The organism is Burkholderia sola (assembly GCF_905400185.1).
GTDB classification, from domain to species: Bacteria; Pseudomonadota; Gammaproteobacteria; order Burkholderiales; family Burkholderiaceae; genus Burkholderia; species Burkholderia sola.
The window spans coordinates 480,232-496,520 of record NZ_FR989677.1 but is presented as its reverse complement, the minus strand read 5'-3'; the positions used below and the strand labels follow the sequence as shown (position 1 = coordinate 496,520).

Sequence of the window (16,289 nt, the reverse complement as noted above, 5' to 3'; positions counted from 1 at the left end):
ACACGACCAACCAAGGAATTTCCCATGAGACGCATCGCTATCGTCGGCGCCGGCCAGTCCGGCCTGCAACTCGCCTTCGCCCTGCTCAACCAGGGCTACCACGTCACGCTCGCGACCAACCGCGACGCGGAGCAGATCCGCTCCGGCAAGGTCATGTCGAGCCAATGCATGTTTCACACGTCGTTGCAGATCGAGCGCGATCTCGGCCTGAATACGTGGGAGGAAGCATGCCCGTCCGTCGAAGGCATCGGCATCGCGGTGCCGCACCCGGACGGCCACGGCCGCAAGGCGATCGACTGGTCGTCGCGGCTGACCCGCTACGCGCAGTCGGTCGACCAGCGCGTGAAGATGGCCGACTGGCTCGACGGCGTCCGCCGCCGCGGCGCGGACGTGCGCATCGCCGACATCGGCGTGCCCGAACTCGAGGAACTGGCCCGCAGCCACGATCTCGTGCTGCTCGCGGCCGGCAAGGGCGACATCGTGAACCTGCTCGGCCGCGACGATGCGCGCAGCCCGTTCGATCGTCCGCAGCGCGCGCTGGCGCTGACCTACGTGACAGGGATGACGCCGAGCGAGCCGTATTCGCGCGTGCGCTTCAACCTGCTGCCGGGCATCGGCGAGTACTTCGTGTTTCCCGCGCTGACCACCACCGGCCCGTGCGAAATCATGGTGTTCGAAGGCATCCCGGGCGGCCCGCTCGACTGCTGGGCCGACGTAAAGACGCCCGAGCAGCATCTGGACCGCAGCCTGTCGTTCCTGCAGCAGTACGTACCGTGGGAATACGAGCGCTGCCGCGACGTCGCGCTCACCGATCCGAACGGCACGCTGGCCGGGCGCTTCGCGCCGACCGTGCGCAAGCCGTTCTTCCGGCTGCCGTCGGGCCGCACCGTGTTCGGGATGGCCGATGCGGTGGTGGTCAACGATCCGATCACCGGCCAGGGCTCGAACAACGCCGCGAAATGCGCGAACGCGTATTTCGACGCGATCGTCGCGCGCGGTGCCGCACCGTTCGGCGAAGACTGGATGCACCAGACGTTCGAAGGCTACTGGGCGTATGCGCGGCACGTCGTGCGCTGGACCAACTCGCTGCTCACCCCGCCGCCGCCGCACATCCTCGAACTGCTCGGTGCGGCCGGCCAGTTGCCGTCGCTCGCGAAAACGATCGTCGACGGTTTCGACGATCCGCGCCGGTTCGCGCCGTGGTGGTTCGAACCGTCGGCGTGCGCGGCGCTGATCCGCGAACACAGCGTGCGTGCGGAGTGAGCGCCATGGACACGACCGTTACCGACCGTCCGGCCCTCGACCCGATGCAGTTGCGCGCCGCGTTCGGGCAGTTCCCGACCGGCGTCACCGTGATCACCACGTGCGCGGCCGACGGGCGCAAGGTCGGCCTCACCGCGAATTCGTTCTCGTCGCTGTCGCTCGATCCGCCGCTCGTGTTGTGGAGCCTGCGCAAGCTCGCGCCGAGCCGCCCGGATTTCGTCGCGGCGACCCACTTCGCGATCAACATCCTCGCGCACGACCAGATCGACCTGTCGCGCCGCTTCGCGACGCCCAGCGCCGACAAGTTCGACGGCGTGCCGCACGCGGATTCGGAGAACGGCAGCGTGCCGTGCCTCGACGGCGCGAGCGCGCGCTTCGTGTGCCGCAACGTCGGCCACTACGAAGGCGGCGACCACCTGCTGTTCATCGGCGAGATCGAGCAGTTCGACGCCTTCGGCAAGGCGCCGCTCGTGTTCCATGCGGGCCAGTATCGCGCGATCGCCGATCATCCCGATCTTTCACGCTCCATTTAATTAGTACATACAATCAAATAGCCAAGAGGTGGTGAACATGAAAATCGGCTCTCGCCTGCTCGTCGCCGCAGGCTTCGCACTCGCCGGCCTCGGCGGCCTCGCCGGTCATACGCCGGCCCATGCGGCCGACCTGCCGGCGGTCAACCTCGGCATGACCAGTTTCCTCGACGGCATGCCGCCGGCCGGCGCCGGCTGGTACGGCACGCAGTACCTGCAGTACTACACGGCCGGCCGCGTCAACGACAATGCAGGCAACAAGGTCGGGCTGCCGAAGCAGGACATCGACCTGTTCGCGGGCTTGAGTCAGCTCGTCTATCAGTCCCCGCTGACGTTTGCCGGCATGCATCCGGGCCTCGACGTGATCCTGCCGTGGATCGCGTCCGCGCGGACCGACGACGGCATCGGCAACGTCGCGCTGAATGCGCGCGCCGGCTTCGGCGATCTGCTGATCGGCCCGTTCGTCCAGTTCGACCCGGTGATGGGCGCGCAGGGCCCACGCTTCGCGCAGCGCGTCGAATTCCAGTTCGTCGTGCCGACCGGCGCGTACGATCCGGCGCGCGCGATCAATCCGGGCAGCCATTTCTGGTCGTTCGATCCGTACTGGGCCGCGACGCTGTGGCTCACGCCGAAATGGACCGTATCGTGGCGGCTGCACTATCTGTGGAACGCGACCAACCATCAACCGGCGACGGCACTCGGCCCGGACGTGACGTCGACGCAAGCGGGCCAGGCGATCCACGTGAACTTCGCGACCGAGTACGAAGTGCGGCCCGGCCTGCGGCTGGGGCTCAACGGCTACTGGCTACGTCAGACCACCGACATGAAGGCCAACGGGCAGGACGTGCCGGGCACGCGGGAAGCCGTGTTCGCGATCGGGCCGGGCGCCATGTATAGCTTCTCGCCGCACGATCACCTGCTGTTCAACGCGTACTTCGAGACCTATGCGCGCAACCGGCCGCAGGGGACGCGGATGGTGCTGCGCTACGTGCATCACTTTCAGTGATACACCGGGCGTCGGCCGTCCCGATACGCAGCACGCCGGCTCGGCGGTTAGCCGCAGGGGGCAGCCGTGAAGGCGGTGGACTACGGCTCGTTCCATGATCGACCATGGGTCCAGGATGCATCGACGCCGCTATGGTCGACCTGTCTCGCGGCGCCGCCTGGGGAGGGAGCCTCCATGAAGCCTGTTGCCGCGCCGGCCGCCGAATCGCCCCGGGGCCGGCACGTCGAGCCTGGATCGATGCGCGTGAAGCCGCATCCGCGCGCCGCTTACGGCGCGACGCCGACGAACGTGGGCAGCAGCACGCGATAGACGTGGATCATCGCCGGCCCGAGCAGCACCATCATCAGCGCGGGGAAGATGCAGAAGATCAGCGGAAACAGCAGCTTCAGCGCGATCTTCGCCGCGCGTTCCTCCGCGCGCATCCGGCGCCGCGTACGCAGCATGTCCGACAGCACGCGCAGCGATTCGCCGATGCTCGTGCCGAACCGGTCCGCCTGGATCAGCATCGCGCAGAACGATTCGATGTCCTCGACGCCGGTGCGCAGCGCGAGATTGCGCAGCGCCGTCTCCTTCGTGAAGCCGGAGCGCATCTCGAGCAGCAGCAGATCGAGTTCGCTCGCGACCACCTCGCTGCGAAACCGCAGCTCCTCGCTCACCTTCATCAGCGCCGCGTCGAGCCCGAGCCCCGCCTCGACGCACACCGTCAGCAGGTCGAGCGCGTCCGGGAAATCCTCGAAGATCTTCTGCTGGCGCACCTTGACCCGCTGCGACAGTACGATGTTCGGGATGTAGTAGCCGATGCCGGCGAGCGCCACGAGAATCAGCGACAGCACCGCGCGCTCGTCGCCGAGCGACGTCGTGATCAGCGCCAGCAGCGCCGCGCACGGCAGGCCGAGCGCGAGTATCGTCTTCGCGGTGAAATACAGCGCGGCCGCGCTCTGGTTGCGCCAGCCGGCATTCATCAGCCGGATGCGCAGCGGCGAATTCTCCCAGCCCTCCTTCGGCACCGACAGCTTCGAGATCGGCGTGGACAGCTCGACCAGCTTCGCGACCCAGCGCGACGCCATGTCGTCGCCGTCGCCCGGGCCGGCGACGCCGCCCGCCCCGGTTCCGCCGGCCTGCTGGAGCCGGCGCTGGATGCCGCGCGGCGCGAACAGCAGCATCGCGACGAGCACGCCGCCGGCCACGAAGATGAACAAGCCGCCCAGCATCACGGCCTGGACCACGCTCAGGTTTTGCATGACAACCTCGCAACGGTTCGTTATTCGGCTCGCGCGTCAGACGCGAATGCGCACGATTCGGCGGATCCAGAACAGGCCGAACAGCATCGACACCAGCATCGTGCCGACCATCCGGATCCCGGCCGGATCCTCCCAGAGCACCGACAGGAATTCGCGGTTCAGCAGCGCCATCACCGCCGCGGTGCCGAACGGCAAGAGCCCGAGAATCCACGCCGACAGCCGCCCTTCCGCCGACAGCACGCGCACCTTGTCGAACAGCTTGAAGCGCTCGCGGATCAGCGCGGCGATGCTGTCGAGCAACTCGGCCAGGTTGCCGCCCGTCTCGCGCTGGATCAGCACCGCGATCACGAAGTAGCGCAGGTCCTGCACCGGCACGCGCGTCGCGAGGTTCATCAGCGCGTCGTGCAGCGACACGCCGTAGTTGACCTCGTCGAACGTGACGCGGAATTCGCCGCCCATCGGCTCGGAAAACTCGTCACCGACCATCCCGAGCGTGCTCGTGAACGAATGACCGGAGCGCAGCGCGCGCGCGATCATGTCGCAGATCTCCGGCAACTGCCGTTCGAGCTTGCGCATCCGCCGGGCGCGGCGGCGCAACACGTACATCATCGGCCACCACCCGGCGAACAGCGCGAGCGGCACCGCGGCGAGCTGCGGCGCTCGCGCGAAACTCGCCGCGAACCACGTGAGCGCCGCGAACGTCGCGCTGAGCGTGATCAGCTTCGGCAGCGTCCAGTCGAGGCCCGACTGCTGGATCACGAGATCGAGCGCATGCACGCGCGGCAGGCGCAGCAGCAGCCGGTCGAACGGCTTCGACTCGTCGAGCATGCGCTTTTTCAGGATCGACAGCCGCTCCTGCTGCACGTTGCCGCCGGCCGACATCGCGCGAATGCGCGATTCGATCCGGCGCGCGGCGGCGCCGTGCCGCGCGTTCCACCATTGATAAATGCCTTCGATCGACAGCACGACCGCGACGAAGGTAAGAATCACAAAACCGTAAAAGATCGCATTCATGAGCCTCTCCCCGGCAGCACAGGACGCCCTGGCGTCAGTCCGCCTCGTACCGCATGGACGGGTCGTACAGCGAATCCGGCAGGTTGATGCCGAACGCCTGCAGCCGCTCGACGAACTTCGGCCGCACGCCGGTCGCGCAGAAGTGGCCGCGCACCGCGCCGTCGCGGTCCACGCCCGTGCGCTTGAACGTGAAGATCTCCTGCATGTTGATGATGTCGCCTTCCATCCCGGTCAGTTCCTGGATGCTGATGATCTTGCGCTTGCCGTCCGTGAGCCGCGCCGCCTGCACGACCACCGAGATCGCCGACGCGATCTGCTGGCGCATCGTCTTCGGCGGCAGCGTCAGGCCGGACACGCTGACCATGTTCTCGAGCCGCGTCAGCGCGTCGCGCGGCGTGTTCGCGTGGATCGTCGCGAGCGAGCCTTCGTGGCCGGTGTTCATCGCGTTGAGCATGTCGAGCGCTTCGGCGCCGCGCACTTCGCCGAGGATGATCCGGTCCGGGCGCATCCGCAGCGCGTTGCGCACCAGCGTGCGCTGCGTGATCTCGCCCTTGCCCTCGATGTTCGGCGGGCGCGTTTCGAGCCGCAGCACGTGCGGCTGCTGCAGTTGCAGTTCGGCCGCGTCCTCGATCGTCACGATCCGCTCGTTGCGCGGAATGAAGCCGGACAGGATGTTGAGCAGCGTCGTCTTGCCGCTGCCGGTGCCGCCCGACACCAGCACGTTCACCTTCGCGCGCGACAGCGCGTCGAGCAGCTCGGCCATCGGCGGCGTCAGGCTGTGGTAGCGCACGAGGTCGTCCATCTTCAGCGGGTTGACCGCGAAACGCCGGATCGACATCAGCGGCCCGTCGATCGCGGACGGCGGGATGATCGCGTTCACGCGCGAACCGTCCGGCAGCCGCGCGTCGACCATCGGGCTCGATTCGTCGATGCGGCGCCCGACGCGCGACACGATCTTCTCGATCACCTTCATCAGGTGCGCATCGTCGTAGAACGTCACGTCGGTCAGTTCGAGCTGCCCGCAGCGCTCGACGTAGACCTGCCGGTACGTGTTCACGAGGATGTCGGAAATGCCGGGGTCGCGCAGCAGCGCTTCGAGCGGGCCGAAGCCGAACATCTCGTCGTACACGTCGATCGCGAGCTGGCGCCGCTCGATGTCGTTCGCCGGCATCCTTTCCTCGTCGAGGATGCGTGCGATCAGCGAGCCGATCTCCATGCGGACCTGGTCCTGATGCAGTCGCGACAGGCGCTCGAGCTCGACGCGCTCGAGCACGGCCAGGTGAATTTCGCGGCGCAGCTTCTGGTATGCGTCGCGCACCGACGAATGCGCCGGGCCGACCGGTTCGCCGCCCGCCGCCGCCGGCTGGGCCCGATGCAAGGACATCTGTTCGCGCAATGACATGATGGTTCCCCGTAAGAATTACATCGACTTGAGCTTCGGCGTGGCCTTGCGGCCGAACAGCCGGGACATCAACGGCTCGCTGTGCGTCGCGCTGCGTCCCGCGCGCACCTCGCCGTCGACGAGTTGTTTCGCATGGCCCTGCAACGCCCGTGCGACCGCCGAGCCGCGCGCGAGCCGCGACACCGGATGGCCCTGGTTGATCGCTTCGAGCACGGTGTCGGCGTCGTCGGGAATCGTGCAGGCCGCCTGCAGCCCGAGCACTTCCTCGAGCGCGGTGCGGGTCCGCTCGCTCGCGCGCGTCGCGCGGTTCACGATCAGCCGCAACTGGTCGGTCGAGTAGCCGAGCGACACGAGGATCTCCAGCAGCCGGCGGCCGGCGCGCACGTGCGGCATCGCGGGCTGCAGCACGAGCTGGATCTGGTCGCTGCGATCGAGCGCGACCATCGACAGCGGGTTGATGCCGACGCCGACGTCGAAGATCACGAAGTCGTAGCGCGGCGCGGCGACGCCGAGAATCCATTCGAGCGCGTCCTCGCGCATCTCGGCGGCCTTGACCGGGTCGCCGGCGCCGGCCAGCACGTGGAAGTTTTCCGTCACGTGCGCGACGCTCGCGTCGAGAAACGCGCTGTCGAGCCGTTCGATCTGCGCGCATAGCTGCGGCAGCGTCGACGGCGGGGTTTCGTCGCTGACGAGGAACGCCGCGTCGGCGAACTGCTGGTTCAGGTCGATCAGCAGCACGCGGCGCTTGAAGCCCTCGGCGATCTCGAACGCGACGTTGCTGGCCGCGAAGCTCGTGCCGGCGCCGCCCTTGCACGACATGAACGACACGATGCGCGTGTCGTCGGTATCGCGCCGCGTGCTCTGCGCGGCGGCCCGCCCGAGCGCGTGGCCGAGCGCCTGCGGATCGAGCGGCCACTGCAGCACGTCGCGGGCGCCCGCACGCATCGCATCGAGCAGCACGTGCGGCGATGCGTCGGCCGTCACGAGGATGCAGGTCAGGCCCGCATGCGCGCGGCAGATGCGCTCGATCGCCGACAGCTCGAACGGCTCGAGCGACGCGCCGTCGACCAGCAGGATGTCGAACGCGTCGAGCCCGTCGGTGCGATGTTCGATCTGCGACGGGCGGCCGGTGGCGCGCGTCGTGCGATAGCGTCCGCAGTCGGCCACGAGACGCGCGATCTGCGAAAGCCGCGCGGTATCGTCGGAAGCTACGAGGATATTGATCATGTCGTGTGCCTCGTCTTGTCGATTAGTTGCAGGCGGAGCCGCCCGTCGCGGAATTCAGGCTTTCGCGCGGCAGCGTCGTCGTGAACGGCGGCATTTTCAGCGTGACGTTCATGAACGGGATCATGGTCTTGACGGTGACGTTCGTGACGCTCACCGTCACGAACGAGCACGTGTTGACGTCGCAACTCGACGGCGTGTAGTTGACCGACACGTTCGCGCTCGACAGCAGCGGCATCAGCGATCGCACGCGCTTCACGACGCCCGCGGCGTTCACGTCGCAGACCACCGCCGTGCGTGCGCCGAGGCGCACGGCCTCGCTCGCCGTGTTCCAGTAGAACAGCACGCGGCCGAACTCGAAGATGCCGATCAGCAGCATGATCAGCACCGTCGCGATCAGCGCGAATTCGACGATCGCCGCGCCGCGCTGCGCGCGCCGGCGGGACAGCGGAAAATGGCGCGCGTTCATGACACTTGCCTCATCACGGTGACGATGTTGCCGAAGGTGATCGACGGCAGCCCCGGGTACGCGGGAATCGGCTGGTACTTGTAGCCGCTGATCTTCACTTCGACGACGTTGATCGCGCCCGTGGCCGTGCCGCTTGCCGCGTTGTTGTTCGAATCGTAGGTCGGCAGGTTCGCGAACTGCGACGGATCGGACGCATCGCTGCAGCCGGTCGTGTGCTGCGCGTCGCAGATCGTGACCATCGACGTCGTGAGCCCGGGCACCAGCTCGGTGCCCGACGTGCCGCACGTCGTGCTGCCGTAGACGACCAGGCACTGCGCCTGCGCCACCGGATACGCGCTGTCGGTCGGCAACCAGACCGACAGGTAGCGCGCCGCGTCGCGGGTCGCCTTGGTCAGCGTCTCGTACTGGTAGATCGCCCGGCCGAACTCGGCCACGCCGGTCGCCAGCATGATCATCGGCATCAGCACGAGCGCGAACTCGACGGCGACGGCGCCGCGGGTGCGCGAACGACGAATCGACGGCTTCTTCATGATCGTCTCTCCGCTATTGAACGAGCATCGGAACCTGGGTTCCGGACGCGCTGCCGCTGCCGGGCAAGCCGTGCGTCGCGCACGGGTTGTTGCCGGACACCGACGAGCCGAGGTATTCCAGATGCGCGACGATGGCGCCGCTGCCGGCGCTGAACGGGAGCGGATCGAGCATCAGCACGCAATCCCACTGCGTGACGTGCACCTTGCCGCTGGTGCCCTTCAGCGTCGAACAGTCGCCCTCCGGCGCGAGCGCGAGGCGCCGGTCGCTGCCGTAGGTCGCGTAGTTGCTCGCCGTCGCCGTGCCGTTGGTGGCGATGCCGCTGCCCGACGGCGGTGCGCCGTCGCCCTGGTAAGGCTTGAAGCTCGCGCGGTCGGCCACGAACTGCGTGTACGCGTCGCCCTTGATGCCCGGCGTTCCCGGCGGCCCGTAGTTCGGGCCGACATACGCGTAGCCGGTGAAGTCGGGCTGGCCGCTCGAACCATTCGCGCCGTTCGTATAGATGCCGAAGCGCGTGTTCCAGGCCCGCAGCGACGCCGACTTCAGGCCCGTGGTGGCCAGGTCCGGCGGGCTCGTGATGTTGCAGGTATTGCCCGACAGCTCGCTCGCGAGCGTCGTCTCGTTCGTCGAGCCGTCGAGCGCCGCCCAGCCGAAGTTGCCGGGCCCGTAGGTCGACGACGATCCGGACGGCGACGTGATCCAGTCGCCGACCTTGTAGGCCGGATCGGACGGACCACGGCACACGAACACCGGAATCGCGCAGGTCGTCTGCCCGCCGCCGACGGTCGCGATCGCGCTCGCCGACACTTCCGCCGCATTCGCGAGCTTCGTGCCCGGCAGCACGTTCAGCACCTCGATGAACCAGTGCGCGATGTTGCTCAGCGTCGCGGTGCACTGCACGTACTTGACGCTCGCCGGGTTCGTGACCGCGTTCTTCGCCAGGAACGGGTTGGTCAGCGAATCGCTGAACGTGACGTTCGCGTTCGTCGACATCTGCACCGACGTCTTCTGGAAAAACACGAAATTCAGGTGACCGGCGGCGATGCCGTCGGCCTCGGCCACCGACAGGCTGATGGCCGAGGTCAGGTCGCGCGCGGCCGACAGCGCGCAGGCATCGGCGCTGTTCTGCAGTTCGCTGCGCGTGACGTACAGCTTGCCAAGATCCAGCGCGAGCCCGACGAACCCGATCATCACCGCCAGCGAGAGGCCGACGATGATCGCGACGGCACCGCGCTGGCGATGCAGGCTGCGACGCGTGACTTTCGGATAGCGGGCTGCGCGGTTCATGGCGTTCTCCCTGAGCATGCCGTCGTTATTGGGTAGCCTTGCCGATGCCGATCACGAACGCATTGGCAGGCGGCACGGTCTGCTTGAACGACTTGTCGTAGTTGTCGAGCGCGGCCGCGGCGGCGCTGCCGTCGACCCCCGGCGCCGACGCCGGATGTTCGCCGGCATGCGGGTCGATGATCTGGGCGTGCATCACGGTGCGGACCGAATCGCCGAAGCGGCTGTCCCACACCGGGGTCGACGACATGCAGCCGGCAAGCGCGAACGCGAGCGGGACGGCGAGCGCCGCGCGGCGCACGAATACGAGGTAGGCGGATTTCATGAGCTTCCCCTTGGATGGCTTCAACGATCGGTGGACTGAGGTTCCGCACCCGTACGCGCGATCTGCGCGTTGGGCGCCGCCGCGGTCCGGTGCTTGGTGCGCGCCGACGGCTGGTCCGACGGTTCGGCGCCGGCGGCCGCAAGACGCGCGGCGGCGGCTTCGATGCGTGCGACGCGCGCCGCGGTGGCCGCATCGGGCTGCGGCGCGGCGGCCGCGACCGGCGCGGGCGCCTTCGGCGGCTCGGCCGGCACCGGTTGCTGCACGTCGGCTTGCGGCGCGCGCGGCGCGGGCAGCGCGGCCGGCACGACCGGTGCTTCCGATTTCGGCGCCGGAGCGGGTGCCGGCGCCTGGGCCGGTGTCTGCGGCGCGGCGGCCGCACCGTTCGCGGGCTGCATCGGCTGGGCGCCTGCCTTGCGCACGCCGCGGCGGCCTTCCATGTTGCCGGTCGCATACACGTCGATTTCGCTCGGCTTCGAGAAGCTGTCGGTCGGCAGCGCGACGTCCGCCGTCTGCAGCGGCTTCACCAGGTGCGGCGTGATCAGGAAGATCAGCTCGGTGCGGTCCTGCTGGAACGACGTGCTGCGGAACAGCGCGCCGAGCACCGGCACTTCGCCGACACCGGGGATCGCCTTCAGCGCACCGCTTGCGTTGTCCTTGATCAGCCCGCCGATCGCGAACGATTCGCCGTCGCTCATCTGCACCGTCGTCGATGCGCGCCGCGTGGTGATCAGCGGCAGGATCGACGTGCCGCCGATGTTTGACGCGCTCAGCGTGACGCCCGTCTGCGACAGTTCCGACACTTCCGGCGCGACCTTCAGGCTGATCCGGCCGTTGGCCAGCACCGTCGGCGTGAACTTCAGCGCGACGCCGAACTCCTCTTCCTGCAGCGTGATCGACGAGACGCCGTTGCTGCCGCTCTGCGGGATCGGGATGAAGATCTTGCCGCCCGCGAGGAACGTCGCTTCCTGGCCGCTGATCGTCACGAGGTTCGGCTCCGCGAGGATCTTCACGAGGTTGTCGGTGTTCTGCGCGTCGGCCGCGATGCTGAACGGCTTGTTGTTCGCCTTGTTGAAGATGGCGCCGCTCGCGACACCGGCAAGCAGGTTGCTGACCAGCGCGCCGCTCCACGAACCGAAGCCGCCCTGGATGTTGAACGCGCTGCCCATCTGGTTGATCAGCGTCTTCGACACCTCGGCCACCTTCACCTCGAGCATCACCTGCTGCGGCGACGTGACGTTCAGCATGTTGAGCACGCCGCCGCCCTGCTTGCCGCCGCCCGCGCCTTCGCCCGCGCTGTCGCCGTACGCATGGGCGATCTGCACGGCCTGCTGCGCGGCCTGCGAGCTCGACACGGTGCCGGCCAGCACGATCGTGCCGGCCGCGGTCGACACATGGATGTCGCGCTCGTTCGGCATCAGTTGCAGCAGCGACGCCTGCAGCCCGCCGGCGTCCGCGCCGACCGCGACGTCGATCACGCGGCATGCGCCGCTCCTGCCCTGCACGATCATGTTGGTCGTGCCGACCGCGAGCCCGAGGATGTACAGCGTCTGCGGCGACACCATCGTCGCCTGCGCGACGGCCGGATTGCCGATCGTCCGGTTGCGGACCGGCTCCGGCATCGGCACCAGCAGCGACTTGCCGAGCGGCACCGCGACACTGGTCGATTCGCGCACGGCGCCGACGCAGTTCGGCCCGCGCAGCGGCCCCGCCGACGCGGCGGGCGCGGCGGCCGGCGCCGGCGTCATGCTGATCGTCATCTGCATCGGCCCCTTGCCGGCCGCGGCGGGCGCGCTGGCGCCGCCCTTGGTCAGCACCGCCGATTCGATGCCTTCCTGGGCGAGTGCGCCATATACGGTCAGCCATCCCGAACAGAGGATCGCGGCCATCATCGTGCCCCGTGCGACGCGTGTGCGCAGTGGGCCGGTACCTGTGCGTTGCGGTTTGATCTTCATTTCGTCTGATCCCCCGAGAGACCGGCGCCGTGCCGGTTATCGACTTCCAAGGCCGCCGCGCGTTGCCGGCGGCCGGTTTGTTTATCTGGCTGGTTGGTTTGGCTTCAGAAACACTCGACGCTGCCCTTCACGCCCGTCAGCACGCCGACGCAGTCGCGCCGCACTTCCGGCGCCGCATGCGACGCGACGTGCACACGGACCGGCCGCACCTGGACGGGCGCCGGCGCCGCTGCCGGTGCGGGCTCCTTGCCGAGCAGCGTCAGCTTGGTCGCGCCGCCGGTGGTCAGCGTCTTCTGGTCGACCTGGTTGCGCAGCACGAGCGACAGCGTGCCGACGCTGCGCGCGAGGTCGAGCCGTTCGGCCTGGTCGGGCGTGACTTCGAGCGTCACCGCGTTGACCACCTTCGGCGCCGTGTCGTCGCGGCTGACCTGCTGCGCGACGGCGAGCACGAGGATGTGCTCGAGCACGATCTTCGAGATGCTCTGCCCGTCGGTCTTGCCCTGCTGTTCCTGCGTGTTGACGATCACGTCGACGTAGTTGCCCGGCAGCGCGAAGCCCGCGACGCCGACCACGTCGTTCACGCGCACCGTGATCGCGCGGCTGCCGTCGGCGATCACCGCGGACAGCCCGCCCTTCGTGCCGACCGGCGCGAGCTTCGACTCGATCACCGGCTCGCCGCGCGCGAGGCTGGTGCGCACGACGCGCCCTTCGAGCGTTTTCGTATCGGTGAACGCGCCGGTCGGCACGCTGCCCGACGGCCAGCTCACCATGTGGATCTGGTTCGGCCCGAGCGGCTCGCCCAGGTTCAGGTCGGTGGTGGCCACCGCGACGGACGTGACCGAGCTCGTGGATGTCTGTACCAGCCAGCGGGACGCGAACACGACCGCGGCGAGACCCGCGATCATCGCGACGACCAGCATCATGAGCGCTCGACTGTTTTTCATGGCAATGCTCCTCGACGAATCGTGAAAGAAACGGCTCAACCGGTGATGAACGTGCGGCCTCCGCGCTCGACGGGCGGCGGACGACCGTCGTCACGTTCGGGCGCCGAGCCGAAATAGCTCGCCCACGCGTCGTAAAGCGCGTCGTGCGTCACTTCGGGCGGATCGCCGCGATACCGCGCACCGGCGGCCACCAGGCGCAGCAGATCCACGGGGAAACAGGCAAGAAACGCCTTGCCGGTCGGAAAATGCAGCCGGTGCAGCAGGAAGTCGAAAGCATCGCTCGCCGATACGAGCCCGAGCGACGTGCAGGCCGCGTCGTACACGGCGCGGTAGTGATCGATCGACATCGCGCCGACGTGCAGCTTCGAGCCGAGGCGGCGCATGAACGCGTCGTCGCAGAACTGCTCCGGCGCCAGGTTGCTCGAGAACACCGGCCATACGTCGAACGGCATCACGAAGCGGTTGCCGGATTCGAGCGTCATGAAATCGACGCCGCGATCGAGCGGACGTAGCCAGCGGTTGAGCAGGTCGCGCGGCTCGACGCGCTGGCGGCCGAGATCGTCGACGACGTACATGCCCATGTTCGCCTTCATGTGCGGCGGCGCCTGATAGAAGCCGGCTGCTTCGTCGCGGCGAAGATCGAGCTCGCCGAGCGTCAGTTCGCCGCCGGACATCACGACCGGCCGTTCGCACAGGCGCCAGCGACGGTCGACCGACTGGCCGCGGGCCTGCGACGCTGCGTCGACATGCAGGAGCGGGTCGTAGACCTGGATCACTTCGCCGGCCGCGCAGATCGCGTACGGGATCGGTACGCGACCATGCATCAGCGTGCCGAGCCGTTCGGCGAGGAAGGTCTTGCCGCTGCCGGCAGGGCCGTAGATCAGCAGCGGCCGGCCGGCGTTCAGCGCGGCAGCGGCGGAGTCGAGGATCGACGTGTCGATCACGACGCCTTCGAACGCCGCCCACACGTCGCTCTGGCCGATGTGCAGCTTGCGCACCGAATGCGCGGCCACGTTCGCGAGATACGCGTCGAGCGTGACCGGCGCGGGACCGCTGTAGCCGCTGCGTTCCCGTTCCTCGAGCGCGAGCACGCGGCCCGCGTCGGTCAGGCGAAACGTGACGTCGAGATCGGTCGCGCCGCGATGGGTCAGCTCGACGAGATGCTCGCGCACCAGGAACGCAAAGACGTCGTCGAGCACCGCGAGCGGCAGGCAGTGCCGCTCGACCAGGTCGCCGTACGACGGGCGGCCGAGCATCAGCGTCGACTTCAGCACGAGGCCGGCGACGAACGTCGTGCTCAGGCCGGTTTCCGCGAGCGTGCGCGGCGCCGCGGGCAGCTGCGCGCCCAGCTTCGTATGGATCTCCCGCGACGGCGGCGGATCGGGCAGGCGTGCCACCTGCGCGTCGCGTCTCGGTTCGGTGTGGTTCGTGTTCATGGTCGCTCCGTCCTCGTTGCGTCCTCGTTGCGGATCCGCCGCGCTATGCGCACGACGCGAACAGCATGCCCAGCGTGCCGACCGCGATCGCCACGCCGTACGGCAGCGTGCCGACCGACGCGATCTCGACGGGGCCGTCGTCGGCCTCGGCGCGCGCCGCTCGCGAGCGCCGCACGATCAGCGTGCGCACGTTCGCCCACATCTGGCGCATCCGCCCGCGCAGCAGCGCGTAGGCGATGGCGCCGACCCCGCCGGCCACGAACGTGGCCAGCACGATGTAAAACGTCATTTCCGCGCCGACCCATGCGCCGATCGCGAGCATCAGCTTCACGTCGCCCGCCGCCATCCCGCGCAACAGGTAGAACGGCAGCAGCAGGCCGAAGCCGGTCGCGGCTCCGGCGAGCCATCCGAGCGCGCCGGCCAGCACGCCGTGCAGCAGGCACTGCGCAACCAGCGCGCCGGCCAGGCCGAGCAACACGAGGCGGTTCGGAATGCGACGGCTGGCGATGTCCGTACTGGCCGCGGCGATCGCGAGCAGCGTCACGCACAACGGAACCGGGTAAGGCGGCGCAACGGGAAACATGGCGAACCTCGCGTATCGAATCGGTGGATCAGGAAACCATGGACAACGCGGTGGTCAAGGCGGCGCTCACGGCCGCGGCGATCATCTCGTACGTATCGACGAGCGAGCCCTTCAGCGTGACGACGCTGCCCAGTACCGCGACGGCGAACATCGACGCGAGCAATGCATATTCGATCGACGTCACACCCCGTTCGTCGGCGATCCAGCGACGGGCGACACGCGCGAAGGCTTGCATGATGGTCTCCGGTTTCCGGTTGATCGGGATGGCCGGGGACGGCTCGAATGCTGCACCAGCCGAGCCGCCCGCGGCGCGGTGCATCAGATGCCTGCAACCGCCGAATCGAGGTCGGCCGCGATCGTGCTGAACACGGTCTTGAGGTCCTTCCCGATGGTCGACAGCGCGGCGATGATGCCGATGGCGATCAGCGCGGCGATCAGGCCGTATTCGATGGCGGTCACGCCGTCTTCGTCGCGAATGAAACGGCCGGCTTGTTGAATGAACTTGGACATGGTGTTCTCCTTGCGTGGTGACTTTCAAAACCCTCGCGCACCGGCTGGTCGGACGACCGTGCATCGATACGTCGAGGAATATCGTTGATGCCGTGTGGCGCCGACGAACGATTCGAACGATCGGACAAACCGTTCGTCGTACCGTCCATCAGAGGCCTGCTACCGCCGAGTCCAGATCCGCGGCGATCGTGCTGAACACGGTCTTCAGATCCGTACCGACCGTCGCCAGCGCGGCGACGATGCCGATTGCGATCAGCGCGGCGATCAGGCCGTATTCAATGGCCGTCACGCCGTCCTGATCCTGGACGAACCACGCGATCTTTTCGATGATTCTTGACATGAGCACTCTCCTTTCGGACTGCTATGAAATACCCTTCGTCGGTCAAGACGTCGGGGGTGGGCACCACCGGCACTACGCTAGAAATCGGAAGCCGACAATCAGTCGCGGAAACGGGGCGGACTACCGCGGTTCGTACGAACGGGTATCGGCGAGACGGAGCATGAGAGACGCGTGTACGGTCCGACCGGCCGGATGAATCGGGCAGGTCGAGCGACCGGAACGGCACGACGGCCATTCG

General features: G+C 68.0%; 18 protein-coding genes. 3 read left to right on the top strand and 15 right to left on the bottom strand.

Going from position 1 to position 16,289, the window contains the following annotated elements; genetic code table 11:
* Positions 1-24 precede the first annotated feature (24 nt).
* From KR541_RS32310 to KR541_RS32300, 3 genes are read left to right on the top strand one after another with little or no spacing between them, the layout of a single operon-like run.
* Positions 25-1,263, top strand: coding sequence for a styrene monooxygenase/indole monooxygenase family protein (locus tag KR541_RS32310; RefSeq protein ID WP_216090072.1), 1,239 nt, complete (start codon positions 25-27; stop codon positions 1,261-1,263).
* Between the two features lie 5 nt (positions 1,264-1,268).
* Positions 1,269-1,796, top strand: coding sequence for a flavin reductase family protein (locus tag KR541_RS32305; protein WP_216090071.1), 528 nt, complete (start codon positions 1,269-1,271; stop codon positions 1,794-1,796).
* A 37-nt stretch (positions 1,797-1,833) separates the two neighbouring features.
* A complete protein-coding gene (locus tag KR541_RS32300) occupies positions 1,834-2,799 on the top strand; it encodes a SphA family protein (RefSeq protein WP_050015413.1) in 966 nt (321 codons plus the stop codon).
* A 266-nt stretch (positions 2,800-3,065) separates the two neighbouring features.
* On the opposite strand, the gene KR541_RS32295 is transcribed toward KR541_RS32300, so the two are convergent.
* The 15 genes from KR541_RS32295 to KR541_RS32225 form a co-directional block, all read right to left on the bottom strand.
* Entirely contained in the window at positions 3,066-4,040 is a 975-nt protein-coding gene (locus tag KR541_RS32295) for a type II secretion system F family protein (protein WP_050015320.1), read from the bottom strand.
* A gap of 36 nt (positions 4,041-4,076) precedes the next feature.
* Entirely contained in the window at positions 4,077-5,054 is a 978-nt protein-coding gene (locus KR541_RS32290; protein WP_050015321.1) for a type II secretion system F family protein, read from the bottom strand.
* Positions 5,055-5,088: 34 nt separating this feature from the next.
* Positions 5,089-6,456, bottom strand: coding sequence for a TadA family conjugal transfer-associated ATPase (locus tag KR541_RS32285; protein ID WP_050015323.1), 1,368 nt, complete (start codon positions 6,454-6,456; stop codon positions 5,089-5,091).
* An 18-nt stretch (positions 6,457-6,474) separates the two neighbouring features.
* Complete coding sequence (locus KR541_RS32280; protein WP_050015325.1) at positions 6,475-7,683, bottom strand: CpaE/TadZ family protein; 1,209 nt, start codon at positions 7,681-7,683, stop codon at positions 6,475-6,477.
* 22 nt (positions 7,684-7,705) lie between these two features.
* Positions 7,706-8,149 carry a TadE/TadG family type IV pilus assembly protein gene (locus KR541_RS32275; protein ID WP_050015327.1) on the bottom strand — a complete coding sequence of 148 codons (444 nt, stop codon included), beginning with the start codon at positions 8,147-8,149 and terminating at the stop codon, positions 7,706-7,708.
* Positions 8,146-8,679: a TadE/TadG family type IV pilus assembly protein gene (locus tag KR541_RS32270; RefSeq protein WP_050015329.1), complete on the bottom strand. Its 534-nt coding sequence runs from the start codon at positions 8,677-8,679 to the stop codon at positions 8,146-8,148. Before KR541_RS32270 ends, KR541_RS32275 begins: the two co-directional genes overlap by 4 nt.
* Positions 8,680-8,692: 13 nt before the next feature.
* The gene (locus KR541_RS32265) at positions 8,693-9,964 is read right to left on the bottom strand and encodes a pilus assembly protein TadG-related protein (protein WP_124630120.1); all 1,272 of its coding nucleotides are present in this window, start codon (positions 9,962-9,964) and stop codon (positions 8,693-8,695) included.
* Positions 9,965-9,989: 25 nt separating this feature from the next.
* Positions 9,990-10,286 carry a hypothetical protein gene (locus KR541_RS32260; protein WP_050015333.1) on the bottom strand — a complete coding sequence of 99 codons (297 nt, stop codon included), beginning with the start codon at positions 10,284-10,286 and terminating at the stop codon, positions 9,990-9,992.
* A 20-nt stretch (positions 10,287-10,306) separates the two neighbouring features.
* Entirely contained in the window at positions 10,307-12,238 is a 1,932-nt protein-coding gene (locus tag KR541_RS32255) for a type II and III secretion system protein family protein (RefSeq protein WP_050015334.1), read from the bottom strand.
* Between the two features lie 104 nt (positions 12,239-12,342).
* Positions 12,343-13,182: a Flp pilus assembly protein CpaB gene (gene cpaB, locus KR541_RS32250; RefSeq protein ID WP_124592664.1), complete on the bottom strand. Its 840-nt coding sequence runs from the start codon at positions 13,180-13,182 to the stop codon at positions 12,343-12,345.
* 35 nt (positions 13,183-13,217) lie between these two features.
* Entirely contained in the window at positions 13,218-14,618 is a 1,401-nt protein-coding gene (locus KR541_RS32245; RefSeq protein WP_050015337.1) for an ATP-binding protein, read from the bottom strand.
* Positions 14,619-14,661: 43 nt separating this feature from the next.
* On the bottom strand, positions 14,662-15,201 hold the full coding sequence (locus tag KR541_RS32240; protein ID WP_050015339.1) for an A24 family peptidase: 540 nt from the start codon (positions 15,199-15,201) through the stop codon (positions 14,662-14,664).
* Between the two features lie 28 nt (positions 15,202-15,229).
* The gene (locus KR541_RS32235; RefSeq protein ID WP_124555503.1) at positions 15,230-15,436 is read right to left on the bottom strand and encodes a Flp family type IVb pilin; all 207 of its coding nucleotides are present in this window, start codon (positions 15,434-15,436) and stop codon (positions 15,230-15,232) included.
* A gap of 83 nt (positions 15,437-15,519) precedes the next feature.
* Positions 15,520-15,711 (bottom strand): Flp family type IVb pilin, encoded by a 192-nt coding sequence (locus tag KR541_RS32230; RefSeq protein WP_050015343.1) that lies wholly within the window; start codon positions 15,709-15,711, stop codon positions 15,520-15,522.
* A gap of 148 nt (positions 15,712-15,859) precedes the next feature.
* On the bottom strand, positions 15,860-16,051 hold the full coding sequence (locus tag KR541_RS32225) for a Flp family type IVb pilin (RefSeq protein WP_050015345.1): 192 nt from the start codon (positions 16,049-16,051) through the stop codon (positions 15,860-15,862).
* Positions 16,052-16,289: the final 238 nt, after the last annotated feature.

Bases quoted from the DNA above. Each gene is read 5' to 3' on its own strand.
- KR541_RS32240 (WP_050015339.1), bottom strand. From the start codon at position 15,201: ATGTTTCCCGTTGCGCCGCCTTACCCGGTTCCGTTGTGCGTGACGCTG.
- KR541_RS32260 (WP_050015333.1), bottom strand. From the start codon at position 10,286: ATGAAATCCGCCTACCTCGTATTCGTGCGCCGCGCGGCGCTCGCCGTC.
- KR541_RS32265 (WP_124630120.1), bottom strand. From the start codon at position 9,964: ATGAACCGCGCAGCCCGCTATCCGAAAGTCACGCGTCGCAGCCTGCAT.
- KR541_RS32285 (WP_050015323.1), bottom strand. From the start codon at position 6,456: ATGTCATTGCGCGAACAGATGTCCTTGCATCGGGCCCAGCCGGCGGCG.
- KR541_RS32255 (WP_050015334.1), bottom strand. From the start codon at position 12,238: ATGAAGATCAAACCGCAACGCACAGGTACCGGCCCACTGCGCACACGC.
- KR541_RS32295 (WP_050015320.1), bottom strand. From the start codon at position 4,040: ATGCAAAACCTGAGCGTGGTCCAGGCCGTGATGCTGGGCGGCTTGTTC.
- KR541_RS32225 (WP_050015345.1), bottom strand. From the start codon at position 16,051: ATGTCAAGAATCATCGAAAAGATCGCGTGGTTCGTCCAGGATCAGGAC.
- KR541_RS32230 (WP_050015343.1), bottom strand. From the start codon at position 15,711: ATGTCCAAGTTCATTCAACAAGCCGGCCGTTTCATTCGCGACGAAGAC.
- KR541_RS32305 (WP_216090071.1), top strand. From the start codon at position 1,269: ATGGACACGACCGTTACCGACCGTCCGGCCCTCGACCCGATGCAGTTG.
- cpaB (WP_124592664.1), bottom strand. From the start codon at position 13,182: ATGAAAAACAGTCGAGCGCTCATGATGCTGGTCGTCGCGATGATCGCG.
- KR541_RS32280 (WP_050015325.1), bottom strand. From the start codon at position 7,683: ATGATCAATATCCTCGTAGCTTCCGACGATACCGCGCGGCTTTCGCAG.
- KR541_RS32275 (WP_050015327.1), bottom strand. From the start codon at position 8,149: ATGAACGCGCGCCATTTTCCGCTGTCCCGCCGGCGCGCGCAGCGCGGC.
- KR541_RS32270 (WP_050015329.1), bottom strand. From the start codon at position 8,679: ATGAAGAAGCCGTCGATTCGTCGTTCGCGCACCCGCGGCGCCGTCGCC.
- KR541_RS32310 (WP_216090072.1), top strand. From the start codon at position 25: ATGAGACGCATCGCTATCGTCGGCGCCGGCCAGTCCGGCCTGCAACTC.
- KR541_RS32290 (WP_050015321.1), bottom strand. From the start codon at position 5,054: ATGAATGCGATCTTTTACGGTTTTGTGATTCTTACCTTCGTCGCGGTC.
- KR541_RS32300 (WP_050015413.1), top strand. From the start codon at position 1,834: ATGAAAATCGGCTCTCGCCTGCTCGTCGCCGCAGGCTTCGCACTCGCC.
- KR541_RS32235 (WP_124555503.1), bottom strand. From the start codon at position 15,436: ATGCAAGCCTTCGCGCGTGTCGCCCGTCGCTGGATCGCCGACGAACGG.
- KR541_RS32245 (WP_050015337.1), bottom strand. From the start codon at position 14,618: ATGAACACGAACCACACCGAACCGAGACGCGACGCGCAGGTGGCACGC.